The sequence below is a fragment of the Planomonospora sp. ID91781 genome, assembly GCF_015711595.1.
Classification (GTDB): Bacteria; Actinomycetota; Actinomycetes; order Streptosporangiales; family Streptosporangiaceae; genus Planomonospora; species Planomonospora parontospora.
The window spans coordinates 85,731-108,884 of sequence record NZ_JABTEY010000001.1; the positions used below are offsets into that span (position 1 = coordinate 85,731).

Here is a 23,154-nt window from a genome sequence, read left to right on the forward strand (position 1 = left end):
TTCCCTGGAGCGATTCTCCCCACTGGGAGGGCGGGCACGCGCGTCCGCCGCCAGGCAATGCGGGAGACTCGCAATCAGGATGAGACTGCCGGTTTCGGCTCAGGAGACGTAGTCTCGGTCCCGTGCCTCACATTCCAGAGCCACGGACTCTGCGCGAGCTTCGCGAGAGCGGCCATATCCATCGCACGGTGAAGGCGGAGATCCGCGAGAACCTCCTGGCCCGGCTCCGGGCCGGCCAGACGCGGTTCCCCGGCATCGTGGGCTTCGACGACACGGTCCTGCCCCATCTGGAGCGGGCCCTGCTCGCCGGTCACGACCTGGTCCTGCTCGGCGAGCGCGGCCAGGGCAAGACCCGGCTCATCCGCACCGTCACCGGACTGCTCGACGAGTGGACCCCGGTCGTCGACGGCTGCGAGATCAACGACCACCCCTACACGCCCTCCTGCGTCCGCTGCCGCCGCCTGGCGGAGTCCGAGGGCGAGGAGCTCGCGGTCTCCTGGCGGCACCGCGACGAGCGCTACGGCGAGAAGCTCGCCACCCCCGACACCTCCGTCGGCGACCTCATCGGCGACGTCGACCCCATCAAGATCGCCGAAGGGCGCACGCTCGGCGATCCGGAGACCGTGCACTACGGCCTGGTGCCGCGGAGCAACCGGGGCGTCTTCTCCGTCAACGAGCTGCCCGACCTGGCCGAGCGGATCCAGGTGTCGCTGCTCAACGTGCTGGAGGAGCGCGACATCCAGGTCCGGGGATACAACCTCCGCCTGCCCCTGGACATCCTGCTGATCGCCAGTGCCAACCCCGAGGACTACACCAACCGCGGCCGGATCATCACCCCGCTGAAGGACCGCTTCGGCGCGGAGATCCGCACCCACTACCCGTCCTCCGTCGAGGACGAGCTGGCGCTCATCCGGCAGGAGGCGGCGCTCGACCACGTGGGGGCCGACCTCCCCGGCCACCTGGTCGAGGTGATCGCCCGCTTCACCCGGCTGGTCCGCGAGTCCACCGCGGTGGACTCCCGCTCCGGCGTCTCGGCCCGCTTCTCCATCGCCGCCGCCGAGACCGCCGCCGCCTCCGCGCTGCGGCGGGCCGCGCTGACCGGTGAGGAGCGCGCGGTGGCCCGGGTCGCCGACCTGCCGGACATCGTGCACACCCTCCGGGGCAAGGTGGAGTTCGAGGTCAGCGAGGAGGGCCGGGAGATCGAGGTCCTCTCCCACCTGCTCCGCAGGGCCGTCGCCGAGACGTTCCGCGGCACGCTCGGCGGCGCGGACCTGTCGGCGCTGCTGGAGCGCTTCTCCGAGGGCGTCCAGGTGGAGTCCGGTCCCCTGGTGCCCGCCGCCGAGCTGCTGCAGCGGATCGGCCCGGTGAACGGCCTGGCCAGGATCATGTCCCGGCTCGGCATCGGCGACGAGTCCCCCGGCCACGCCGCGGCCGCCCTGGAGTTCGCCCTGGAGGGTCTCTACCTCCTGCGCCGGCTGTCCAAGGACGAGGTGGACGGCACCACGGTCTACCGCACCTAGCGGTGCCCGTGCCGCACTCCAGGAAGACCGAGGAGACCGCCATGCCCGACCGTTCCCTGCTCTCCGCTCTGTTCTCGACCCTGCCCTCCACCCTGCCCTCCGCCCTGCCCTCCACCCTGCCCTCCACCCTGCCCTCCGCTTCGCCCTCGCCGCACCGCCGGGCCGGGGGCGGGCGATGAGCTACCGCTACGGCGAATACCGGGACGGGCCCGACCCGCTCGCCCCGCCGTACGACGTGCGCGCCGCGCTGGACCAGATGGGCGACGCCATCCTGTCCGGCTCCAACCCCGGCCACGCCCTGCGCGACCTGCTCAAGCAGGGCCTGCCCGGCGCGGAGAACCGGCGCGGCCTGGACGACCTGCTCCGGGAGGTGCGCCGGCGCCGCCGCGAGCTGCGCGAGCGCGGGCGGCTGGACGGGACGCTGGAGCGGGCCAGGGCGCTGCTGGACAAGGCGATCGGCCAGGAGCGGGCGGAACTGTTCCCCGACCCGTCCGACGACGCCCGGTTCCGCGAGTCGGTGCTGGACGGCGTGCCGGACGACCCGGCGGGCGCGATCCAGTCGCTGGGCTCCTACGACTGGCGCTCCGCCGCGGCCCGGCGGACCTTCGAGGAACTGCGCGACCTGCTCCGCAGGGAGGTGCTCGACAGCCAGTTCCGGGGCATGCGGCAGGCGCTGGCCGACCCCGACCCGGCCGCGCTGGAACGGGTCCGCGAGATGATGACCGCGCTGAACGACATGCTCGACCGGGACGCGCGGGGCGAGCACACCCAGGGCGACTTCGACGACTTCATGTCGAAATACGGGGACATGTTCCCCGAGTCGCCGCGCAACCTGGAGGAGCTGGTCGACGCCCTCGCCCGCCGGGCCGCCGCGACCCAGCGCCTGCTGGCCTCGCTCACCCCGGCCCAGCGGGAGGAGCTCGCGGGCCTGATCAACCAGACCCTGGAGCAGGCCGGGCTGGCCGACCAGATGCGCCGCCTGGGCGAGTCGCTCCAGTCCCGCCGCCCCGACCTGGCCTGGAACACCCCGGAGCGGCTCGGCGGCGACGAGCCGCTGGGCATGGCCGACGCGGTGACCGCGCTGGACGAGCTCGCCGACCTGACCCAGCTGGAGGCCGCGCTCCGCCAGGACTACCCCGGCGCCCGGCTGGACGACGTCGACGAGGCGGCGATCCGGCGCGCGCTCGGCCGTTCGGCGGTCGACGACCTGCGGGCGCTCCGGCAGATCGAGCGCGAGCTGGAGCAGCAGGGCTACCTGCAACGCCGGCGCGGCAGGCTGGAGCTCACCCCCAAGGCCGTCCGCCGCCTCGGCGAGACCGCCCTGCGCCGCGTCTTCGCCTCCCTGGAGTCGGGCCGCCGCGGCGACCACGACCAGGTCGACGCGGGCGCGGCCGGAGAGCTCACCGGCTCCACCCGGCCCTGGCGGTTCGGCGACGAGCAGCCCATCGACGTGGTCCGCACGGTCGTCAACGCCGTACGGCGCGGCCCCGGACACGGAGGCGCCGTGGCCCTGTCGGTGGACGACTTCGAGGTGGCCGAGACCGAGCGGCGCACCGCGGCGGCCGTCTGCCTGCTGGTGGACCTGTCCTACTCCATGGCCCTGCGCGGCACCTGGGCGGCCGCCAAGCAGACCGCGATGGCCCTGCAGGCGCTGGTCAGCTCCAAGTTCCCGCAGGACTCGGTGCAGATCGTCGGTTTCTCCAACTACGCCAGGGTCCTGCAGCCCGACGAACTGGCCGGGCTGGAGTGGGACATGGTCCAGGGCACCAACCTGCACCACGCCCTGCTGATCGCGGGCCGCCACCTGGACCGCCACCCCGACTTCGAACCGGTCGTGCTCGTGGTCACCGACGGCGAGCCCACCTCGCACCTGCGTCGCAACGGCACCTACGCCTTCGAGTGGCCGCCCACCCGCGAGACCCTGGAGCTGACGCTCGCCGAGGTCGACAAGATGACGCGGCGCCGGGCGACGCTCAACGTCTTCATGCTGGCCGAGGACGAACGGCTGAAGGAGTTCGTGGACGAGGTCGCCCGCCGCAACGGCGGCCGGGTCTTCTCCCCCAGCGCGGACCGCCTGGGCGAGTACGTCGTCAGCGACTTCCTGCGCACCCGCCGCGCCCGGTAGGCGGCGCGCGGTCGGGCGCGCGCGGCCGGTCAGGCTCCGGCGAAGGCCGCGTAGTGGTCCAGCGCGAGGTCGAAGCCGTCGCGGTAGTGCCGGTAGGAGCGGTAGCAGGGGCGCCAGGCCGTACTGTTGCCCACGCCCGCCCTGGCCTCGGCCACCGCGGCCGGGACCCGCTCGGGACGGAGCAGCAGCCCTCCGCCGAGATAGCGGAACTCCGCCAGGACGGTGCAGGAGCCGGGCCCGCCGGAGACGAACCGGCCCCAGCGCCAGCCGCTCTCCTCGTCCCAGACCAGCGCGTCCCCGCCGGTCAGCCGGATCGTCCCGGCGCGCGGGTCGCACGGACCCTCCCACCACGCCTCGGCCTGGGCGCCCAGCGCCTCGGCGACCAGCCGGAGATAGGAGACGGGCTGGTGCCGCCATTCGTCGGTGTACGGCTCGACATGTCTTACAGCCACGACGGGCACTCCCTTGTGCCTTGTGCACGATCTCGATCTCGACGCCCGCCCGGACACGGCCCCGGCTCGACCGCCGGCGGCCCTCACGCGGGAACGGGCTCCGGGGTGATCCTACTCACTCCGCCGGTGTGCTCAGGGCGGGAACGGGATGATCCGCCCCGTCGCGGGCCCGGCTCCCTCCCCCGCCCGGTCGGGAGGAGTACGGCGCGCCCGGACCGCGGGGGCCGGACGAGCCGCGCCCCGACGGGATCACCGGAGGTTAATGTCGGGCGTATGACTCTGCTGCTCTGGCTGCACATCGGTTTCGCGATCTTCACTCTGGGGCCGGTCGTCGCCGCGACCATGTCCACGCCCCGGTTCATCCGCGCCCGGAACGTCGACGTCCTGCGCTACCTGCACAAGACGACGCGCGTCTACGCCGTCGCCTCCGTCGGCGTCTTCCTGTTCGGCGTGCTGGTCGGCCTGGAGTATCTCGGCAGGCCGTACCTGTCGGTCTCCATGACGCTCTTCATCGTCTCCGCCGTGCTGCTGGTCGTCGTGGAGCGGGACCAGCGCGCCGCCCTGCGGGCCCTGACCAGCGAGGACCCGCAGGACGACGCCAAGGTGCAGACCGGCCGGATCGCCACCCTCTCCGGGCTGATCACCCTGATCTGGATGGTCGTCCTCGTGCTGATGGTCTGGGGCAACCCCTAGCCGCGGGAGGATGCGGCCGGCCGAGGCCTGGGTGAGGTCGGCTAGCCGAGGGCCTGGGTGAGGTCGGCGAGCAGGTCGTCGACCGTCTCGATGCCGACCGAGAGACGGACCAGGTCGCCGGGGACCTCCAGCGGCGAGCCCGCGGCGGAGGCGTGGGTCATCCGGCCCGGATGCTCGATCAGCGACTCCACGCCGCCCAGCGACTCGCCCAGGGTGAACAGCCTGGCCCGGTTGCAGACCTCGACCGCCTCCGCCTCGCCGCCGGCGACGCGGAAGGAGATCATGCCGCCGAAGCGCCTCATCTGCTTGGCCGCCACCTCGTGCCCGGGGTGCTCGGGCAGGCCCGGGTAGAGCACCGAGGTCACCCGCGGGTGCGCCAGCAGGAGGTCCACCACCCGCTCGGCGTTGTCGCAGTGGCGGTCCATCCGCACCGCGAGCGTCTTGAGGCCGCGCAGCGTCAGCCACGCGTCGAACGGCCCGGCCACCGCGCCCATCGCGTTCTGGTGGTAGGCCAGCCGCTCGCCCAGCTCGGCGTCCCGCGCGACGAGCGCGCCGCCGACCACGTCGGAGTGGCCGCCGACGTACTTGGTGGTGGAGTGCACCACGACGTCCGCGCCCAGCGCCAGCGGCTGCTGGAGGTACGGCGAGGCGAAGGTGTTGTCCACCACCAACAGCGCGCCGCAGTCGTGCGCCAGCTGCGCCAGGGCGGCGATGTCGGCGATGCCGAGCAGCGGGTTGGTGGGCGTCTCCACCCAGATGACCCGGGTCTTCTGCGTGATGGCTGCGGCCACCGCGGCCAGGTCGCCCAGCGGCACCGGGTCGTAGTGCAGCCCCCAGTTCTCGTGGACCTTCGCGAACAGGCGGTAGGTGCCGCCGTAGGCGTCGTTCGGGATGATCACGTGGTCACCGGGCCTGCAGACCGTGCGGAGCAGGGTGTCCTCGGCCGCCAGGCCGGAGGCGAAGGCCAGGCCGCGGGTGCCGCCCTCGACGGCGGCGATCGCCTCCTCCAGGGCGGTCCTGGTCGGGTTGGCCGACCTGCTGTACTCGTATCCGGAGCGCAGTCCCCCCACGCCGTCCTGCTTGTAGGTGGACACCGCGTAGATGGGCGGCACGACGGCCCCGGTCTGGGGGTCGGCCTCCTGACCGGCGTGGATGGCCAGGGTCTCGAATCCTTCACTCATACGGGCCACGCTACTCCGCCTCGCGGCCCGGAGGACCCGGCCCGGCCCGCGAACGCGCCCGCCGCACCGCAGGGAACCCGGCCCGCGAACGCCGCGGTGCCGGGAACCCGGCCCGCGCCCGCCGTACCGCGGAAGAACCCGGCCCGCGCCCGCCTCACCGCGGAAGGACCCGTCCGTACCCGCAGCGGTCCGGAAAACGCGAGCCGGCCCGCGTCCCGCCTCCCTGGAGTTCCAGAGGCAGGACACGGGCCGGCGGTCTCCGGGCGGCGGTCCCCCGACCGCCGTGCTCCCGGAGCGTCCGGTGGTCTGCTACGCGGCCTGCGGCTCGCGGTCGTCCGGGCGCCTCGGCCTGAACGGCACCACTTCGGCGCCCGCCGCGGCGGTCCCGGCCGTGGTCCCTGCCGTGGTCCCGGTGACGACGGCGATCGGCGGCGCCTGGATGTACCGGCCGCTCGCCCCCTCGGCGGGCTCCCCGTTGATGCGCGAGAGCAGGACGGGATCGGCGAGCGCCAGGCACAACGCGACGACGAATCCGACGGCCAGCAACACGATCCCGATGACGGTCATTTCCCTCTCCCCTTCGACGCTTCAAGCATGCGCCGGGGAGCGGGGGCCCCGCCTCCGCTGAAGGGCCGGTCCTGCGAGGGGGCATTCGGCCGAACGGCCGATATGTCAGGTCAACCATCCGGATTAGGCTCGTCGCCCGTGGGGGAATCGCATCGCGTTGTCTACTGGATCCGGCGGCTCAGCGAGATCGCCCTGCTCTGCTGGCTCGGGCTGCTGCTCCTGCTGGACCTCGGGATAGCGGTGGGCGGCAACAACCCCGAGCACCTGCTCTCCTTCGGCTGCGGCGCCTACGGGATCTACGCGGTGTGGCGCCGCCGCCGGAGCCGTGTCCTGCCCTACGCGGTCCTGCTGGGACTGTCGTTCGCCGCCACCGTCGCCGCCGCGATGATCCCGGGCGGCGACGCCGGCCCCGGTCTCGCCGAGACCGGGGCGCTGCTCGTCCTCATCGTCGGCGGGCTGCGCTGGATCGAGCCGGTCAAGAGCGCGGCGATCTTCGCCGTGGTGGCGATGCTCATGCTGGAGTCCTCCGCCGGCCGGATCGGTCAGTCCGAACCCTCCCTGGCCCTGGGCTTCCTCCTCTTCTTCGCCTGGTCCATGGCCGCCGGCGTCGGCGCCTACCTCCGCTTCCAGATGGAGCGCCGCCGCGAGGCCGTGCACTCGGTACGGCGGGCCGAACGCCTGGAGCTCGCCCGCGAGCTGCACGACCTGGTCGCCCACCACATCACCGGGATCGTGGTCCAGGCACAGGCGGCCAAGGTCGTCGCCGAGGCGAAGCCGGAGGCGGTGGCCCCCGCGCTCGACGCGATCGCGAACGCCGGGGCCGACGCGCTGACCTCGATGCGCCGCCTGGTCGGCGTGCTGCGGGCGGACGAGGCCGCGCGCACCCCCGGCACGCGCCTGGCGGACATGCGCGTGCTCGTAGAGCGGTTCTCGGCCCACGGGGGGCCCAGGGTGGCCTTCGAGGTCAGCCAGGACATCACCGACGACACCCTGCCGCCGGAGGTGCTGACCACCCTCCACCGCGTGCTGCAGGAATCGCTCACGAACGTCCGCCGCCACGCCCCCGGCACCGGCTGGGTCGAGGCCGACCTGCGCCGGGTGGACCGGTGCGTACGGCTGCGCGTGCGCAACTACGCCTCGGCCTCCGACGTCAGGGTCTCCCGCCTGGGCGGCGGCTTCGGCCTGGTCGGCATGGCCGAGCGCGTCGAGGCGCTCGGCGGCCGTCTCTACGCGGGCCCCACCCCCGAGGGCGCCTGGGAGGTGTTCGCCGAGTTTCCGGTCTGACGGCGGCGCTGCGCGCCGCGGCTCGGGGGCCGGTAACCGGTGTCTTCCCTCGTCGCGTGCTCGCTTCGCTGCGCGCGCTCCTCAGTCCAGACACCGGAGCCCCCTCGCGGTCTGACGGCGGCGCTGCGCGCCGCGGCTCGGTCCGGACGCCGGAGCCCCCTCGCCGGGGCTAGTGGGTGACCAGGAAGGCCAGCAGATCCTGGCGGGTGAGCAGGCCGACGGGCTTGCCGTCGTCGAGGACCACGGCGGCGTCGGCCTTCTCCAGGGCCTCGACCGCGTGCGAGACGGGCTCGCCGGCGCCGATCATGGGGAGCGGCGGGGACATGTGCCCGGCCAGCGGCTCGTCCGGGCGGAGCCGTCCCCGGTAGAGGGCGTCCAGCAGATCGCGCTCCACGATCGAGCCGACCACCTCGGCGGCCATGACCGGCGGCTCCTCCTTCATCACCGGAAGCTGCGAGACGCCGTACTCCCGCATGATGGCGATGGCGGTGTCCACCGACTCGTGCGGGTGCGTGTGCACGAACTCCGGCAGGCCGGTGCCCTTGCGGACCAGCACGTCCCGCACCAGGCCCTCATCCGAGGAGGTGGTCAGGAAGCCGTAGTCGGCCATCCAGTCGTCGTTGAAGATCTTGGACAGGTAGCCGCGGCCGCCGTCGGGCAGCAGCACCACGACCACGTCGTCCGGCCCGGCCTGCTGCGCCACGCGCAGCGCCGCCACCGTGGCCATGCCGCAGGAGCCGCCCACCAGCAGGGCCTCCTCACGGGCCAGGCGGCGGGTCATGCCGAAGGAGTCCTTGTCGGAGACCGCGATGATCTCGTCGCAGACCGTGGTGTCGTAGGTGGCCGGCCAGATGTCCTCGCCGACCCCCTCCACGAGGTACGGCCGGCCGGTGCCGCCGGAGTAGACCGATCCCTCGGGGTCCGCTCCGATGATCTTCACGCGGCCGCCGGAGACCTCCTTGAGGTAGCGGCCGGTGCCGCTGATCGTGCCGCCCGTGCCGACGCCCGCCACGAAGTGGGTGATCCGCCCCTCGGTCTGCTCCCAGATCTCCGGGCCGGTGGTGTGGTAGTGGCTCTCGGGGTTCTGCGGGTTGGAGTACTGGTCGGGCTTCCAGGCGTTGGGGACCTCCCTGGCCAGCCGGTCGGAGACCGAGTAGTAGGAGTCGGGGTGGTCGGGCGAGACCGCGGTCGGGCAGACGACGACCTCGGCCCCGTAGGCCCGGAGCACGGCGATCTTGTCCTGGGCGACCTTGTCCGGCACCACGAACAGGCACCTGTAGCCGCGCTGCTGGGCCACGATGGCCAGGCCGACGCCGGTGTTGCCCGACGTGGGCTCCACGATCACGCCGCCCGGGCGGAGCGCGCCCGACTTCTCCGCGGCGTCGATCATGCGCACCGCGATGCGGTCCTTCACCGAGCCGCCGGGGTTGAAGTACTCGACCTTGGCGAGCACCTGGGCCGGCAGGCCCGCGGTCACCTTGTGCAGCCTGACGAGCGGGGTGTCGCCCATCAGCTCCACCAGCGAGTCATGTACGCGCATCGCGTTGATCACCTCGAAATACCGAAGCTTTGTCAGCTTGTTCTGTCGGATGCCAAGATCCCAGGGGGTGACCGGGACTCGGCTAGTTTCACCTCAAACGCTACCGTCGCATCGCGACGCACAGTGTCGCCACGGGTACGACGAAGTCACCGGTCACCTGGGAGCACCACGGCGGAGGAGGGCGCGGACACGTGAGCTGGACACCCGGAGCGGCTCGGGCCGCGCGGCGCATCGCGGCCGCGGCGGCCGTGGGAGGCGGCGGCCTGACCCTGCTCGGGGCGGCCACCTACGGCATCCTGTTCGCCGAGGGCGTGCTGGCCCGGCGGATCGTCGGCCGCCCCCACGGCATGGAGGGGCCGCCCTCGGACGGGGTCTACGGCGAGTTCGGCGGCGAGCCGATCCGGATGGCCATGCTCGGCGACTCCACCTCGGTCGGCCTGGGCATGACCGATCCCGCCGACACCCCCGGCGTGCTCATCGCGTGCGGCGTGGCCGCCGTAGCCGAGCGGCCGGTGCGGCTCACCGTGGCCGGCGTGTCGGGGGCCGCCTCCGCCGACCTCGGCGAGCAGGTGGACCGGGCGCTGGAGGCGCGCCCGGAGGTCGCGGTCGTCTTCATCGGGGCCAACGACGTCACCACGCAGACCTTCCCCGCGCAGGCCGTACGGCATCTGCAGAAGGCGGTGCGGCGGCTGCGCGAGGCCGGGGCCGAGGTGGTCGTGGGCACCTGCCCGGACCTGGGCACGGTCCGGCCGCTCCCGCAGCCGCTGCGCTGGGTGACCAGGCGCTGGAGCCGGCAGCTCGCCGCCGCGCAGACCGTCGCGGTCATCGAGGCGGGCGGGCGGACGGTGGCCTTCGCCGACCTCCTGGGGGAGGAATTCGAGACAAACCCCCACGAAATGTTCGGACCTGACCGTTACCACCCATCTCGCCGAGGCTACACGCAAGTCGCTTACGCGGTGCTACCGTCTGTTTGCACTGCGTTGGAGCTGTGGCCCGAGCCGCAGCCCGTGCGCGGTCAGTCGGTTTACCTTGCGGCGGCTAAGGCCGCGGAGGAGCCCGGCGCCGAGGTGTCCGCGACCCGGGTCGCCGGTCGAGCCACGGGTCCCCACGGACGATGGGTGACCCTGCTCCGCCGGAGGTCCGAGCCGCTGCCTCACGACGCCTGAGCCCGGTCACCCTCCGCGGCGATGTCGTGACGCCTCGCCCCTTTGGAGTGGATGCCCGTGATCCGGTCTCATGCGAAACCAGCGATGGTGCTCGCCGGAGCCCTGGCCCTGGCCGGCTGCTCCGGCAGCGAAGCGGCCACCCCCGATTACCCACGCTGGCACAACACCGAGGTGAACGCGGTCAGCCGCACCACCACCGCCGGCGGCGTCGCCACGACGACGTCGCTCAAGCCCGACGGCACGCTGGAGACGGTCGCCCTCGACCTCGACTCCGGCAAACGGCTGTGGTCCGCCCCCGCGGTCATGGCGGGCCGACTGCCCGGGATGGGGATCCCCGCTCCGGCGATCATCGAGACGGGCCGGGACCACACCGTCGTCGTCACCGTCGATCCGTCCGCGAAGCGGCGGCGGACCGCCGCGCTCGTCGGCCGCGACGCGAAGACCGGGACCGCGCGGTGGACCCGGCCGGTCCACTCGACCTTCGGGCCGCAGAAGTGCGGGATGTTCGTGTGCCTGTCGGAGAACACCGCACTCTCCACGGCCCGGGTCGTCGTGCTCGACCCGGCCACCGGGAGACCGCGGTGGAAGCTCCCCGGCATCGCGGAGGTGCAGTGGTCCAACGCCTCGCGCGTGGTCTTCCTGCGCCTGGCCCGCAACCCTCTGCTGGAGGCCTACGACCTGCGGACCGGGAAGGTCGTCTGGCAGCAGCCCGTCGAGCAGGCCCTCGGCTCCGGCGTCAACATGTCGGGCGGCTGGTCGTTCGGCTCGACGGCCGAGAACCTCGTCGGTTACGTCGCCCCCTACACCGACCCCAGGACGAAGAAGGTCTCCACCTTCGGGCTCTTCTCGGTGAAGCTCTCCGACGGCTCGGTCAACTGGATCCGTCCCTCGGTCGTACGCGTGTACCCCAGCGGCAGCCCGGGGTTCGCACCGGTCGTCCGCCCGGTCGACCAGCAGGGTCAGTACGGCGGATTCGCCCGGCTCGACCCCGAGAGCGGCCGGGTCCTCGGCCAGATCCCGGCGACCGACGTCCCGGGGTCGGGCTGGTGGCTGGCCTTCCCCGCGCGGATGGACCGGATCGGCTTCCTCAAGCACGGCAAGCGCGGGACCGCCTTCGACCTCGCCACCGGCAGGCCGGCCGAGGTCGAGGAGGAGCGCGGCTGGTCCTTCTGCGTCACCGATCCCAAGCCCCTCTCGTTGAAGGGTCAGACCCCCGGGTTCTACTCGGTGGCCTCGCTGTGCGAGTTCGACCTGGCCACCGGGAAGCGGGTGGCCGACGCCGGCGCCCCGCCCGGCTGGTTCACCGGCAGCCAGAACGGCTGGCGGATCTGGCGTGACGAGAAGGGCGGCCTGCACGGCGTCCAGGACGCCACCGCCACCGCCCCCGGGATGTACGGCTAGCGCCCGTCGTCCGTCCATGACTGTGCCCGGGTCCCGCCGAACAGCGGGGCCCTTTGGCATTCCGTAACAAAGTTCTGTTTCTTCCCACCCCGGGTCGTGGCTTCCGGACTACCGCGCGGTAACCTCCGCAGAGGAGCGATTAACGAAGGACCCGCGAGGGGGCTCCGGTGTCTGGACTGAGGAGCGCGCGCAGCTACGCCGCGCACGCGACGAGGGAAGACACCGGTTACCGGCCCCCGAGCCGCGACGCGCAGCGTCGCCATGAGCACAGGAGGCCAAATGCCCGAGGCAGTCATCGTCGCGACCGCGCGCTCGCCCATCGGACGCGCCTTCAAGGGATCGCTCAAGGACATCCGTCCTGACGACCTGACGGCGCAAATGATCAAGGCCGCACTGGCCAAGGTCCCCCAGCTCGACCCGAACACCATCGACGACCTGATGCTGGGCTGCGGCCAGCCGGGCGGCGAGCAGGGCTTCAACATGGCCAAGGTGGTCTCCACCCTGCTCGGCCTGGACGGCGTGCCCGGCACCACCGTCAACCGCTACTGCTCGTCCTCGCTGCAGACCACGCGGATGGCCATGCACGCCATCAAGGCGGGTGAGGGCGACATCTTCGTCTCGGCGGGCGTGGAGTGCGTCTCCCGCCTCGTCAAGGGCAGCGCCGACGGCGTGTCCGACACGCAGAACCCTCTCTTCCTCGACGCCCAGGCCCGGGGGAAGCAGGCCGCCGAGGGCGGAGCCCCCGTCTGGCGCGACCCCCGCGAGGACGGCGCGCTGCCCGACATCTACATCGCGATGGGCCAGACCGCGGAGAACGTGGCCGGGCTCAAGGGCGTCTCCCGGCAGGAGCAGGACGAGTTCGGCGTCCGGTCCCAGAACCTCGCCGAGAAGGCCATCGCCAACGGCTTCTGGGAGCAGGACATCACCCCGGTGACCCTGCCCGACGGCACCGTGGTCAGCAAGGACGACGGCCCCCGCGCCGGCACCACCTACGAGGCCGTCTCCCAGCTCAAGCCGGTGTTCCGCCCCGACGGCACCGTCACGGCGGGCAACTGCTGCCCGCTGAACGACGGCGCCGCCGCCGTGATCGTGATGAGCGACACCAAGGCCGCGGAGCTGGGCATCACCCCGCTCGCCCGCGTCGTCTCCACCGGCGTGAGCGGCCTGTCCCCCGAGATCATGGGCCTGGGCCCGATCGAGGCCAGTCGGCAGGCCCTGGCCCGGGCGGGCATGTCCATCGACGACGTGGACCTCGTCGAGATCAACGAGGCCTTCGCCGCCCAGGTCATCCCGTCCTACAAGGAGCTGGGCATCGACCTCGACCGGCTCAACGTCAACGGGGGCGCCATCGCGGTGGGCCACCCGTTCGGCATGACCGGCGCCCGGATCACCTCCACGCTGATCAACAGCCTCAGGTTCCACGACAAGTCCATCGGCCTGGAGACCATGTGCGTGGGCGGCGGTCAGGGCATGGCCATGGTCCTGGAGCGTCTCAGCTAGCCCCCGGCTCGGAGCCGTCAGCCGTGGACGTCGGGACCGGCGCGGGTGAGGTCGATCCTCACGATCACCCGCCGGTCCCGCTCCATGGCCGCCCGGTAGTCGTCCCAGTCGGGGTGCTCCCCGGAGATGTCCCGGTAGTACGCCACCAGGAGGTCCATCGCCTCCGGCAGCGGCACGACCTCGGCCGTCCCCTCGATCTGGATCCACTCGCCGAAGAACGCGTCCGTGGTCACGCAGAGCGCCACCCGGGGGTCCCTGCGGAGGTTGCGGACCTTCGCCGCCGTCTCCCGCGTGCTGACGACGGGGTTTCCCCGGGAGTCCAGCCCCACGGTGACCGGGGAGAGCTGGGGCCGGCCGTCGGCGTGCCAGGTCAGCATGACCGCCCGGTGGTTGCCCCGGATGAACTCACGTGCCTTGTCGAGATCCATTGGATCATCATCCCCGCGCAGGCGAGGACTCCGCCACCGGTGGCGGCGGAGTCCTCACGAGACGGCGAGTCAGAAGTGGTGACGGCGGTGCCGCTCGTGCTCGTGCACGATGGCGGCGGCGTAGCCGTGGGTCAGTCCGTGCTCTGCGGCGAGCCAGTTGGCGCGCTCGTCGCAGCGAAGGAACGACGGACCGTTGTCGATGGCTTGAAACCACTCGGGGAGTGCGCGCCCCGTGATGTCCGGGACCCTTGCGATCAGCTTGCTGTGCGTCTCCGGTGAGTGGTTCAGCGGCATGGGCACCTCCACGGATAAGGCTCCTTTGCTCGACAGTGCCTCACGACACTACGGATGGCAAGACCTGCGGAGGGTCTTCTGTCACGTTTCGTTGATCTCCAGATGTGTTTCGTTCACAATGTGCCCGTTTTCGCATAGAAAAACCCCACCGGAGCGATCCGGTGGGGTTTGTCCGCTTATCTAGATGTCCGGTCAGTCGCTGCTGCTGAAGTAGCTCAGCAGGCGCAGGATCTCGAGGTAGATCCAGACCAGGGTCATCGTCAGGCCGAAGGCCATCAGCCAGGAGTACTTCGCCGGGGCGCCCATCCGGACGCCCTGCTCGACCTGGTCGAAGTCGAGCAGCAGGAAGAAGCAGCCGATCAGGATCGCCGCGATGCTGACGAGGTAGCCGATCGGGCCGGCCTCACGCAGGCCGAGACCGCCCTGGACGAAGAAGCTCGCGACCCAGTTGACCAGCAGCGCGGCCATCAGGCCGAGCGCCGCCGCCACGACGAACTTGGTGAACTTCGGCGTCACCCGGACGATGCGCAGGGAGTAGACGGTCAGCATGCCGCCGAAGGCCATGGCCGTGCCGAGGACCGCCTGGATGACGATGCCGGGGTAGATGTTCTCCATCATGTGGCTGATCACGCCGACGGCGACGCCGTAGGCGACCGAGTAGCCGAGGATCAGCACCGGGTTGGTGCTCTGCTTGAACGAGATCACCAGCGCCAGCACCAGGCCGGCGAGCACGCCGACCATCGCCGCGCCCCAGCCGAGGTTGAGCGCCCAGGCCGCGGCGGCCGAGACGACGAGCGTGCCGAGGGTGATGAAGCCCCGCACGACCACGTCGTCGATCGTCATGGCCCGCTGCGCGGGCGGTGCGTACGACGGGCTGTCGTACATGCCCTGAAGCTGCTCAGGGGTCGGGGTCGGCCCGCCCCAGGCCTGCTGGCCATGGGGCTGCCGCTTGAATACGGGGTTCTTGCTCTCCATCGCTGCCTCCACGCTGCGACCTACACGATCAGCGTATTCGATCGTTCGTCACACAGCCGTATCGTGCTGATATCCATCGTGCGCGATTGGCCGTACGGCTACCGCCGTCTTCTCCAACGACCGGCTCCTCTTCTGAGTTCCCGGTTCCCGCCATGACCTCACGGCGTCCTGCGACGGGACGCCGTTGCGCCGACGGGACCCGCAGCCGGACCGCATGAGTGCCCCCGGCGGGATTCGAACCCGCACCTCGACCCTTTTAAGGGGTATGCCTCTGCCATTGGGCTACGGGGGCGCCGCAATCATACGTAACGGACCACTCGGGCGTAACCGCTCGCGCCATCTGCCCCACGGTTCCCGGTCCGTGCGACGGACCGGGCCCCGCGGGACCGGCACGGTGATCGGCGCGACCCCGGGACCCGATGATCGGCGCGCCCCCGGCGCCGGGGATCAGGTCGTCGCCGCCGCGCGGAACTCCTCGCGCGGAGCCTCGATCTCCCCCAGCGAGACGGTCTCGCGCTTGAAGAACAGCGCCAGGGTCCAGTCCGCCATCACCCGGACCTTGCGGTTCAGGGTCGGCACCCTCGACAGATGGTAGGTGCGGTGCATGAACCATGCGGGCAGTCCGCGGAGCTTGACGCCGTAGACGTTGGCGACGCCCTTGTGCAGCCCCAGACCGGCGACCGATCCGACGTACTTGTGCCGGTAGTCGACCAGTTCCTGACCGCGCAGGTGCCGGGTGATGTTGTCGGCGAGGACCTTGGCCTGACGGACCGCGTGCTGGGCGTTGGGCGCGCAGTACTGGCCCGGGTTGGTCACGTCGGGCACCCCGGCCACGTCTCCCGCGGCGAAGGCGTCCTGGACCCCGACCACGGTCAGCCGGGTGCTCGTCTTGATCCGGCCGCGCTCGTCCAGCGGCAGGTCCCCGGCGTTCACGACCGGGCTCGGCTTCACACCGGCGGTCCACACGATGGTGGCCGACTCGAACTCGTCACCGTCGGACAGCTTGACCAGGCCGCCCTCGCAGGACTCCAGCCGGGTGTTCATCTTGACCTCGATGCCGCGCTCCCGCAGTTGCTCGGCGGTCCACATGCCCATCTCGGGACCGACCTCGGGCAGGATGCGGTCGGTGGCCTCGACCAGGACCCAGCGCAGGTCCTCACGGCGGACGTTGTGGTAGTAGCGGACCGCGTCGAGCGCCATGTCCTCCAGCTCGGCCAGCGCCTCGATGCCGGCGAAGCCGCCGCCGACCACGACGAACGTCAGCGCCCGGCGGCGCAGGGCCTCGTCGCCGTTGCTCTCCGCCCGGTCGAGCAGGCCGAGCACCCGGTTGCGCAGGGCGATCGCCTCGCCGACCGTCTTGAAACCGATCGCGGCGTCCGCCAGGCCCGGGATGGGCAGGGTGCGGGAGACCGAGCCGGCCGCCATCACCACGACGTCGTAGTCGATCTCGTAGGGGGTGCCGACGTTCGGCTCGAAGTGCACGCGCTTGGCCGCGTGGTCGATCTTGGAGGCCTTGCCGTTGAGGATCGTCGCCGCGGACAGGACCCGGCGGAGCGGGACCACCACGTGGCGGGGCGAGAGGTTGCCGGCCGCCGCCTCGGGGAGGAAGGGCTGGTAGGTCATGTGGGATTCGGGGGTCAGGACGGTGATGCGCACACTGCCCTCGCGCAGCTCCCTGCGGAGCGTGCGCTGCAGCCGCAGCACGGTGTAGAGGCCGACATAGCCGCCGCCGACGACCACGATGTGCTTGGAGTTGCGGTTCACTTCGGTGCCACCTTCGGTCCGAGGCCTTGTGAAAGCTTTCACAAGCATACGTCGGACTTTCCGATCACACCAGGGCATCCCCTGGGAACTTCCCTCAAAATTATGCAAAGCGGACTATCTGCTCTTCATTTCGGAGGAAAATTCTACGATTGTTCTGTTTTGTGATGGACCTCACAGGGCTCGCAACGCGTTGGCCCTGGTGAAGATCTGGTCGAGCATCTCGGCCGTCACCCGGCCGGTGAAGGTGTTCTGCTGGCTGGGGTGGTAGCAGCCGAGAAGATGTGTGGAAGTTCCACCGCGGGAGAGCCGGACCTCGGCACCGTGCCCGAAGGCGGGCCGCGGTCGCGGCAGGGCGTATCCCGCCTCCCGCAACGCGGGCCAGACCGCCTGCCAGGCGAATCCGCCCAGGGCGACCACCACGCGCAGGCTCTCCGCGACCAGTTCGACCTCGCGGGCCAGCCAGGGGAAGCAGGCGGCCCGTTCCTGCGGCGCCGGCTTGTTGTCCGGCGGCGCGCACCGGACCGCGGCCGCCATCCGGGCGCCGAGGAGCCGCTGTCCGTCCCCCGCCCGGACACTGGTCTCCTGTGCGGCCAGGCCCGTGCGGTACAGCGAGGCGAACAGCCAGTCCCCGCTCCGGTCCCCGGTGAAGATGCGCCCGGTCCGGTTGCCGCCGTGCGCGGCCGGGGCCAGTCCCACGATCAGGATCTCCGGCCTCTCCTCGCCCCAACCGGCGATGGGCCTGCCCCAGTAGGTCTCCCCGGCGAACGCCCGCCGCCTGACCGTCGCGACCTCCTCGCGCCACTCCACCAGGCGGGGGCAGGCGCGGCAGACCGACTGGCGGGCCGTGAGCTCGGCGAGGGTGGGGCTCGCCGAGGCGAGCTCTCCCACCTCGCCGGGGTCGTGCGCGACGGGTGTGTCCGGCCGGGCCGGGTCGTCCGGCCAGCCGGACCCCGGAGGAACGAAGGTCATGCCCCGATCGTGCCACCCTGCGGCTCCACCCGGGAGCGGGGCCGGGCGACGGCCGACGGCCGACGGCGGCACGGCGGTGGGCTGTGCCGCGACCGGGCGGGCGGAAGGAGGCGGTGGCGGACACAGAGAAGCGGCGCCCGCACGGAGCGGGCGCCGCCTCTGTCACATCTTCCTCAGCTCAGGCCGAGGCCTTCGGTCCGCGGCTCAGGCACCGGTCTCAGTCGTGGACTTCTGCTCCGCCGGAGCAGAGGTGGTCGGCTCGGGCTTGGGCTCGGGCTTCGGCTCGGCGCAAGCCCGGGCGTAGCCGTCCGACTCGGAGTCACCGTCGATCTTCAGCGACACGACGCCGCCCTTCAGACCGTCCGACGACCCGGTGTAGAAGACCGTCCGGGTACCGCCCTCACGACCGAACTCGACCCAACCGCTCTGGACCGCCTGGCCGTTGACGAGCCACTCGTACCGGACCTTGGCCCAGCCGCTGGAGTGGATGCCGCCGGACGCGTTCAGGGTCCCCTTCGGGCACTGGGCCGCGGTCTGGTCGGCGGTCACACCGGTGACCTCGACCTTCACCGAGGGGTGGCTCGGAGGCTTCGGCGACCAGTCCTTGCACCAGATCCTGAACCCGGTGCGGTCGGAGCTGCTGTGGTGGCCGTCCGAGACGTGCAGGGACGCCCAGCCGCGCAGGCTCTCACGGGTGCGGATCACGTGGGAGACGGTACGGGAGCCGTCCACCCAGACCTTGCCGTGGTCCACGACGTGGCCGTTGACGACCCAGCGGTAGCGCACCCAGCCGCGGTGGGAGCTGATGCGGCCGACGAGGACGGCCTTGCAGTTGCCCTCGTTCACCCACACCCTGGTGCTGGTGCGCGGGTCCTTGACCTCTACCTTGTGGCCGTCACCCTCGTCGCAGGAGACCTTGAAGTAGGCCTTCTTCGAGGTGGCCTTGCGCGGCGCCAGGACCTGCAGCGCCTCCCAGCCCCTGGTGTCGCCACCGATCTTGTGGGTCTCCTTCACCGTGACGTACTTGACGCCCTTGCCCACGGTGAAGGTCTTGACCGAGCTCTTGGAACCGTTGCCACGGAGCCACCGGTAGGCGACCGTGGTCTTGCCCTTGACGGCCTTCACCTTGATCCGCGAGGAGAAGGTGACCCGTACCGGGCAGTCTCCCTCGTAGTTCGAGAGGGAGACCTTGGGGGTGCCGACGGAGACCGCCGGCTTGGTGTGCGAGGAAGTCGCCTTCCCCGCGGTGGACGCACTGGCCGCCGCTGCGGGCGTGGCCAGCAGGCCCGTCGCCATCGTCGCCAGCATGGCCGCGCCGGCTCCGACGGCGGCCAGCTTGCGCGCTAGACCGGACTTCATGAGGGGATGCTCCGTTTCGTTAGGAAGCGGGTGCGCTCCGGAGACGGTTGCCGCCCCGACACCAGCTGTGCCGGGCCCCACGGCAAAGCCTCGCTAAAGCTTCTTCACCTAACCATAAAACGGATAGATCACTCAATACTCCAACTAAACGCGTTTTGTCCAGATGTCGTCACTTTTTGCTGAGACCCCAGGCGATCCCATCGAGGATGTCGCGCTCACTGACGACGACCTCGGCGAAGCCGTACCGCTGCAGGATCCGGTCCAGGATGAGCGCGCCCGCCCCGATGACGTCGGCCCTTCCGGGATGCATGACCGGCACGGCCAGCCGCTCAGAATGGGACATTTCAAACAAACGGCGCGATATTTCATGTGCCCGATTTGCCGGAATTCGTGAGTGATGGATTTTTTCCGCGCTATATTCATCCAGCTCAAGAGCCATCCCCGCGACCGTGGTCACCGAACCCGCGAGCCCGACCATGGTCAGCGCCCGCTCCACCGGCACCTCCTCCGCGACCCGGTCGAGCGCGTCGTCGATGTCCGCGGTCATCGCCTCGACGGCCGCGGCCGCAGGAGGGTCACCCGCCCCGCGCAGGTGCCGCTCCGCCAGCCGGACGCAGCCGATGTCCACCGAGAGCGCCGCCTCCGCGTGCGTCGAGCCGACCACGAACTCCGTGGAGCCTCCGCCGATGTCCACCACGAGGTACGGCGGGCGGGTGCCGACCGGGGTGGGCAGGCCGGTCTCGGGCGAGAGGCTCACCAGATCCCCGGTGGCCCCGGTGAACGACAGCTCCGCCTCCTCCGCGCCCGTGACGACCTCGGGCTCCACCCCGAAGATCTCCCGCACGCCGTCGGCGAAGTCCTGCCGGTTGGCCGCGTCCCTGGTGGCGCTGGTGGCCACCACGCGGACCGCGGCGGCCCCGTGGTCCTCGATCAGCCGGGCGTAACCGCGCATCGCGGCGAAGGTCCGCTCCAGCGCCTCCGGGGCCAGCCTCCCCGTCTCGTCCACCCCCTGCCCGAGCCGGACGATCTCCATCCGCCGCTCGACCTCGTGCAGCGAGTCCTGGTGGATGTCCGCGATCAGCAGACGGACGGAGTTGGTACCGCAGTCGATCGCGGCGACACGGGTCACTGGTCGTCCTCCTCGGAGTCTGTCGTGCGGGACGTGTCCGCCCCCTCCACCTGGCAGCAGGGGCCGTCGGCCCACCACTCGCCGAGCGCGTCGAGCGCCTCACGGCCGAACGGGTTGGTCCCCGGCGCCGCCAGCTCGTGCGCGACCAGCGCGTGCAGGCACTTGACCCGGTCGGGCATGCCGCCGCTGCTCTGCATGCCCCGGGGCAGCGGCTCCAGTCCCTCCGCGGCGGCGGCCTTGTCGCGGCGCGCGACGTAGTCCTCGTGCGCCAGCCGGTAGGCCTCGGCCAGCTCCGGGTCCCCGGCGAGGCGCTCCCGCATCTCCCGCATCATCCCCGTGCTCTCCAGGGTGCCGATGGCGGAGTTGGCCCGGGGGCAGGTCAGGTAGAACAGCGTCGGGAAGGGGGAGCCGTCCGGCAGCCGCGGCGCGGTCTCCACCACGTCCGGCAGTCCGCACGGGCAGCGGTGCGCCACCGCCCGCAGCCCTCTCGGCGCCCGGCCGAGCTGCTGTTCCACCGCCGCCACGTCGCGGTCGTCGACCATTCAGCACACCCCCTGGAAACGGCGTCCAGGCTATCGCCCTCCGGATCCCGCCAGGGGCGGGCGGTCACCCTCCGGGCCGCGCCGGACCCGCTCCGGCGGCGGGCGCCCTGCGCCCCTTGCCCGTGTCCGCGGCCTCGACCGACTCCCAGAGCGTCTGGTACCACGGCGGGACGGCGGCCTTCTGCTGCGCGGCGGCACCCTTCCGGCCCGCGGGCTCGTCGTCCATGACGACGTAGCACTTCTGCCCCGGCTCGCAGTAGAACAGCCGTTCCCGGGCCTGCCGCTTGATGTAGCCGGGGTCCTGCAGCTGTCTGCGCCGGTCCTCCAGCGCCTTGATCGCCGCCAGCTCCCTGGCCTTGTCCTGCTCCAGCTGGGCGATGTTGCGGCGCAGCGCGATGTACTCCCTGACCGGGTAGGCGAGGCTCATCGCGATCGCGCACACCACGACCGCCAGCACCGCGGCCCGCGCCGTCAACTGCGGCCGCTTCCCCTTGCCGGCGGCGACGCCGGCGCGCCGCGGCTCGGGCGCCGCTGCCCGCCGTCCGCCCTCGTCGCTCATCCGCTCTGCTGACGGCGACGCTGCGCGCCGCGGCTCGGGGGCCGGTAACCGGCGTCCACCTTCGTCGCTCATCCGCTCTGCTGACGGCGACGCTGCGCGCCGCGGCTCGGGGGCCGGTAACCGGCGTCTTCCCTCGTCGCTCATCCGCTGCGCTCCTTCGCTCCTCGGTCCAGACGCCGGAGCCCCCTCGCGGGCTCCTTCGCACCTCGGTCCGGACGCCGGAGTTCCCTCGCTCCTCGGTCCGGGCGTCGTGCGTCGTGTCCGGGGCCGTGCCGGTACGGCTCGCGCCCGGGATGGAGGACGGGCGCGAGCCGTACGCTGTCAAGCTAGCGCTGGAAGCGCGGGAACGCGGCGCGGCCCGCGTAACGGGCGGCGTCGTCGAGGAGCTCCTCGATGCGGAGCAGCTGGTTGTACTTGGCCACCCGGTCGGAGCGGGCCGGGGCGCCGGTCTTGATCTGACCGCAGTTGGTGGCCACGGCGAGGTCGGCGATCGTGGTGTCCTCGGTCTCGCCGGAGCGGTGGCTCATCATGCACCGGTAACCGCTGCGGTGGGCCAGGTCCACGGCGTCCATGGTCTCGGTCAGGGTGCCGATCTGGTTGACCTTGACCAGCAGCGCGTTGGCGGTGCCCTCGGCGATGCCGCGGGCCAGCCGCTCGGGGTTGGTCACGAACAGGTCGTCGCCGACGAGCTGGACCTTGTCGCCGAGCGCCTTGGTGATGGCGTTCCAGCCCTCCCAGTCGCTCTCGTCCAGCGGGTCCTCGATGGAGACCAGCGGGTAGTTGGCGACCAGGTCCTCGTAGAAGGCGATCAGCTCGGCGGCGGACAGGCCCTTGCCGTCGATCGTGTAGACGCCCTCGCTGTGGAACTCGGAGGCGGCCACGTCGAGGGCGAGCGCGATGTCCTCGCCCGGCGTGTAGCCGGCCTTCTCGATGGCGACCAGGATCAGGTCCAGCGCGTCGCGGTTGGACGGCAGGTTCGGTGCGAAGCCGCCCTCGTCGCCCAGGCCGGTGGCGTAGCCCTTCTCCTTCAGCACGGCCTTGAGCGCGTGGTAGACCTCGGTGCCCATCCGGACGGCCTCACGGAAGCTCTCCGCGCCGATCGGAGCGATCATGAACTCCTGGATGTCGACGTTGGTGTCGGCGTGCGCACCGCCGTTCAGGATGTTCATCATCGGCACCGGGAGCACGTGCGCGTTCGGCCCGCCGAGGTAGCGGAAGAGCGGCAGCTCGGCGCTCTCGGCGGCGGCCTTGGCCACCGCCAGGGAGACGCCCAGCACGGCGTTGGCGCCCAGCCTGGCCTTGTTCGGCGTGCCGTCCAGGTCGATCATGACCTGGTCGATGCTGCGCTGCTCGGCCGCGTCGAAGCCGAGGATCTCGTCGGCGATCTCGTCGGTCACCCCGAGGACGGCCTTCTCCACGCCCTTGCCGCCGTAGCGCTCGTCTCCGTCGCGCAGCTCGACGGCCTCGAACTGGCCGGTGGAGGCCCCGCTCGGCACCGCGGCGCGGCCCTCGCTGCCGTCGTCCAGCAGGATGTCGACCTCGACCGTCGGGTTACCCCGGGAGTCAAGGATCTCGCGGGCGTGTACGCCCTCGATGGAAGCCACGAAGCGCTCCTAAGGTCGTAGGACAGTTTGCTGCAAAAGCCTATCGACCCCTACTTCCCAGTACGGCTACCGCCCCGCCGGGGGCGTGGATCCGGACGCGTC

Annotated in this window: 22 protein-coding genes and 1 tRNA gene; 8 read left to right on the plus strand and 15 right to left on the minus strand. The window is 71.5% G+C overall.

Annotation, left to right across the window (positions count from 1 at the left end):
- Positions 1-122 precede the first annotated feature (122 nt).
- Genes HS048_RS00365 through HS048_RS00375 form a run of 3 tightly spaced genes read left to right on the plus strand, consistent with a single transcriptional unit; the run spans position 123 to position 3,645 of the window.
- Entirely contained in the window at positions 123-1,520 is a 1,398-nt protein-coding gene (locus HS048_RS00365; RefSeq protein WP_196465780.1) for a sigma 54-interacting transcriptional regulator, read from the plus strand.
- 41 nt (positions 1,521-1,561) lie between these two features.
- The gene (locus tag HS048_RS00370) at positions 1,562-1,699 is read left to right on the plus strand and encodes a hypothetical protein (RefSeq protein WP_196465781.1); all 138 of its coding nucleotides are present in this window, start codon (positions 1,562-1,564) and stop codon (positions 1,697-1,699) included.
- A complete protein-coding gene (locus HS048_RS00375) occupies positions 1,696-3,645 on the plus strand; it encodes a VWA domain-containing protein (protein ID WP_196465782.1) in 1,950 nt (649 codons plus the stop codon). Before HS048_RS00370 ends, HS048_RS00375 begins: the two co-directional genes overlap by 4 nt.
- A 29-nt stretch (positions 3,646-3,674) precedes the next feature.
- Here the strand turns inward: HS048_RS00375 and HS048_RS00380 are convergent, their stop codons facing one another.
- Positions 3,675-4,097, minus strand: coding sequence for a DUF6292 family protein (locus HS048_RS00380; protein ID WP_068901468.1), 423 nt, complete (start codon positions 4,095-4,097; stop codon positions 3,675-3,677).
- 273 nt (positions 4,098-4,370) lie between these two features.
- On the opposite strand from HS048_RS00380, the gene HS048_RS00385 reads away from it, so the two are divergent.
- Positions 4,371-4,790, plus strand: coding sequence for a hypothetical protein (locus HS048_RS00385; protein WP_068901151.1), 420 nt, complete (start codon positions 4,371-4,373; stop codon positions 4,788-4,790).
- Between the two features lie 41 nt (positions 4,791-4,831).
- Here HS048_RS00385 and HS048_RS00390 read toward each other — a convergent pair whose 3' ends face one another.
- Together HS048_RS00390 and HS048_RS00395 are read right to left on the minus strand one after the other, a co-directional pair.
- Positions 4,832-5,971 carry a cystathionine gamma-synthase gene (locus HS048_RS00390; RefSeq protein WP_068901150.1) on the minus strand — a complete coding sequence of 380 codons (1,140 nt, stop codon included), beginning with the start codon at positions 5,969-5,971 and terminating at the stop codon, positions 4,832-4,834.
- 309 nt (positions 5,972-6,280) lie between these two features.
- On the minus strand, positions 6,281-6,538 hold the full coding sequence (locus HS048_RS00395) for a hypothetical protein (RefSeq protein WP_196465783.1): 258 nt from the start codon (positions 6,536-6,538) through the stop codon (positions 6,281-6,283).
- A 138-nt stretch (positions 6,539-6,676) separates the two neighbouring features.
- Between HS048_RS00395 and HS048_RS00400 the strand changes: the two genes are divergently transcribed.
- On the plus strand, positions 6,677-7,822 hold the full coding sequence (locus HS048_RS00400; RefSeq protein ID WP_068901146.1) for a sensor histidine kinase: 1,146 nt from the start codon (positions 6,677-6,679) through the stop codon (positions 7,820-7,822).
- A 169-nt stretch (positions 7,823-7,991) separates the two neighbouring features.
- On the opposite strand, the gene HS048_RS00405 is transcribed toward HS048_RS00400, so the two are convergent.
- Positions 7,992-9,362 (minus strand): cystathionine beta-synthase, encoded by a 1,371-nt coding sequence (locus tag HS048_RS00405; protein ID WP_068901466.1) that lies wholly within the window; start codon positions 9,360-9,362, stop codon positions 7,992-7,994.
- Between the two features lie 191 nt (positions 9,363-9,553).
- Here HS048_RS00405 and HS048_RS00410 point away from each other — a divergent pair, with 191 nt between their 5' ends.
- The 3 genes from HS048_RS00410 (at position 9,554) to HS048_RS00420 (ending at position 13,429) form a co-directional block, all read left to right on the plus strand.
- Positions 9,554-10,528 carry an SGNH/GDSL hydrolase family protein gene (locus tag HS048_RS00410; RefSeq protein ID WP_068901144.1) on the plus strand — a complete coding sequence of 325 codons (975 nt, stop codon included), beginning with the start codon at positions 9,554-9,556 and terminating at the stop codon, positions 10,526-10,528.
- Between the two features lie 84 nt (positions 10,529-10,612).
- Positions 10,613-11,929, plus strand: coding sequence for a PQQ-binding-like beta-propeller repeat protein (locus HS048_RS00415; protein ID WP_230880670.1), 1,317 nt, complete (start codon positions 10,613-10,615; stop codon positions 11,927-11,929).
- Positions 11,930-12,208: 279 nt separating this feature from the next.
- A complete protein-coding gene (locus HS048_RS00420) occupies positions 12,209-13,429 on the plus strand; it encodes an acetyl-CoA C-acetyltransferase (protein ID WP_068901142.1) in 1,221 nt (406 codons plus the stop codon).
- Positions 13,430-13,446: 17 nt separating this feature from the next.
- On the opposite strand, the gene HS048_RS00425 is transcribed toward HS048_RS00420, so the two are convergent.
- From HS048_RS00425 to eno, 11 genes are all read right to left on the minus strand, one after another.
- Positions 13,447-13,857: a PPOX class F420-dependent oxidoreductase gene (locus tag HS048_RS00425; RefSeq protein ID WP_068901140.1), complete on the minus strand. Its 411-nt coding sequence runs from the start codon at positions 13,855-13,857 to the stop codon at positions 13,447-13,449.
- A gap of 69 nt (positions 13,858-13,926) precedes the next feature.
- Positions 13,927-14,151, minus strand: coding sequence for a DUF4287 domain-containing protein (locus tag HS048_RS00430; protein ID WP_068901464.1), 225 nt, complete (start codon positions 14,149-14,151; stop codon positions 13,927-13,929).
- A 192-nt stretch (positions 14,152-14,343) separates the two neighbouring features.
- Positions 14,344-15,126, minus strand: a complete 783-nt coding sequence (locus tag HS048_RS00435; protein WP_068901139.1) for a Bax inhibitor-1/YccA family protein — start codon at positions 15,124-15,126, stop codon at positions 14,344-14,346.
- Positions 15,127-15,345: 219 nt separating this feature from the next.
- Positions 15,346-15,418 (minus strand) — tRNA-Leu (locus tag HS048_RS00440).
- 155 nt (positions 15,419-15,573) lie between these two features.
- On the minus strand, positions 15,574-16,890 hold the full coding sequence (locus HS048_RS00445; RefSeq protein WP_068901137.1) for an NAD(P)/FAD-dependent oxidoreductase: 1,317 nt from the start codon (positions 16,888-16,890) through the stop codon (positions 15,574-15,576).
- Between the two features lie 171 nt (positions 16,891-17,061).
- Positions 17,062-17,859, minus strand: a complete 798-nt coding sequence (locus tag HS048_RS00450; RefSeq protein ID WP_068901136.1) for a uracil-DNA glycosylase — start codon at positions 17,857-17,859, stop codon at positions 17,062-17,064.
- A gap of 204 nt (positions 17,860-18,063) precedes the next feature.
- Complete coding sequence (locus tag HS048_RS00455; RefSeq protein ID WP_196465784.1) at positions 18,064-19,218, minus strand: hypothetical protein; 1,155 nt, start codon at positions 19,216-19,218, stop codon at positions 18,064-18,066.
- A gap of 169 nt (positions 19,219-19,387) precedes the next feature.
- Complete coding sequence (locus HS048_RS00460) at positions 19,388-20,347, minus strand: Ppx/GppA phosphatase family protein (protein ID WP_196465785.1); 960 nt, start codon at positions 20,345-20,347, stop codon at positions 19,388-19,390.
- Positions 20,344-20,889 carry a DUF501 domain-containing protein gene (locus tag HS048_RS00465; RefSeq protein ID WP_196465786.1) on the minus strand — a complete coding sequence of 182 codons (546 nt, stop codon included), beginning with the start codon at positions 20,887-20,889 and terminating at the stop codon, positions 20,344-20,346. The genes HS048_RS00460 and HS048_RS00465 overlap by 4 nt, the downstream gene beginning before the upstream one ends.
- A gap of 64 nt (positions 20,890-20,953) precedes the next feature.
- Complete coding sequence (locus HS048_RS00470) at positions 20,954-21,448, minus strand: septum formation initiator family protein (protein WP_068901129.1); 495 nt, start codon at positions 21,446-21,448, stop codon at positions 20,954-20,956.
- Positions 21,449-21,774: 326 nt separating this feature from the next.
- Positions 21,775-23,052: a phosphopyruvate hydratase gene (gene eno, locus HS048_RS00475; protein WP_068901127.1), complete on the minus strand. Its 1,278-nt coding sequence runs from the start codon at positions 23,050-23,052 to the stop codon at positions 21,775-21,777.
- Positions 23,053-23,154: the final 102 nt, after the last annotated feature.

Excerpts from the sequence above, each read along its gene's own strand:
- HS048_RS00430 (WP_068901464.1), bottom strand. The coding sequence starts at position 14,151 with ATGCCGCTGAACCACTCACCGGAGACGCACAGCAAGCTGATCGCAAGG.
- HS048_RS00385 (WP_068901151.1), top strand. The coding sequence starts at position 4,371 with ATGACTCTGCTGCTCTGGCTGCACATCGGTTTCGCGATCTTCACTCTG.
- HS048_RS00450 (WP_068901136.1), bottom strand. The coding sequence starts at position 17,859 with ATGACCTTCGTTCCTCCGGGGTCCGGCTGGCCGGACGACCCGGCCCGG.
- HS048_RS00375 (WP_196465782.1), top strand. The coding sequence starts at position 1,696 with ATGAGCTACCGCTACGGCGAATACCGGGACGGGCCCGACCCGCTCGCC.
- HS048_RS00420 (WP_068901142.1), top strand. The coding sequence starts at position 12,209 with ATGCCCGAGGCAGTCATCGTCGCGACCGCGCGCTCGCCCATCGGACGC.
- HS048_RS00390 (WP_068901150.1), bottom strand. The coding sequence starts at position 5,971 with ATGAGTGAAGGATTCGAGACCCTGGCCATCCACGCCGGTCAGGAGGCC.
- HS048_RS00470 (WP_068901129.1), bottom strand. The coding sequence starts at position 21,448 with ATGAGCGACGAGGGCGGACGGCGGGCAGCGGCGCCCGAGCCGCGGCGC.
- HS048_RS00425 (WP_068901140.1), bottom strand. The coding sequence starts at position 13,857 with ATGGATCTCGACAAGGCACGTGAGTTCATCCGGGGCAACCACCGGGCG.
- HS048_RS00455 (WP_196465784.1), bottom strand. The coding sequence starts at position 19,218 with ATGAAGTCCGGTCTAGCGCGCAAGCTGGCCGCCGTCGGAGCCGGCGCG.
- HS048_RS00465 (WP_196465786.1), bottom strand. The coding sequence starts at position 20,889 with ATGGTCGACGACCGCGACGTGGCGGCGGTGGAACAGCAGCTCGGCCGG.
- HS048_RS00370 (WP_196465781.1), top strand. The coding sequence starts at position 1,562 with ATGCCCGACCGTTCCCTGCTCTCCGCTCTGTTCTCGACCCTGCCCTCC.
- HS048_RS00405 (WP_068901466.1), bottom strand. The coding sequence starts at position 9,362 with ATGCGCGTACATGACTCGCTGGTGGAGCTGATGGGCGACACCCCGCTC.
- HS048_RS00435 (WP_068901139.1), bottom strand. The coding sequence starts at position 15,126 with ATGGAGAGCAAGAACCCCGTATTCAAGCGGCAGCCCCATGGCCAGCAG.
- HS048_RS00415 (WP_230880670.1), top strand. The coding sequence starts at position 10,613 with ATGGTGCTCGCCGGAGCCCTGGCCCTGGCCGGCTGCTCCGGCAGCGAA.
- HS048_RS00395 (WP_196465783.1), bottom strand. The coding sequence starts at position 6,538 with ATGACCGTCATCGGGATCGTGTTGCTGGCCGTCGGATTCGTCGTCGCG.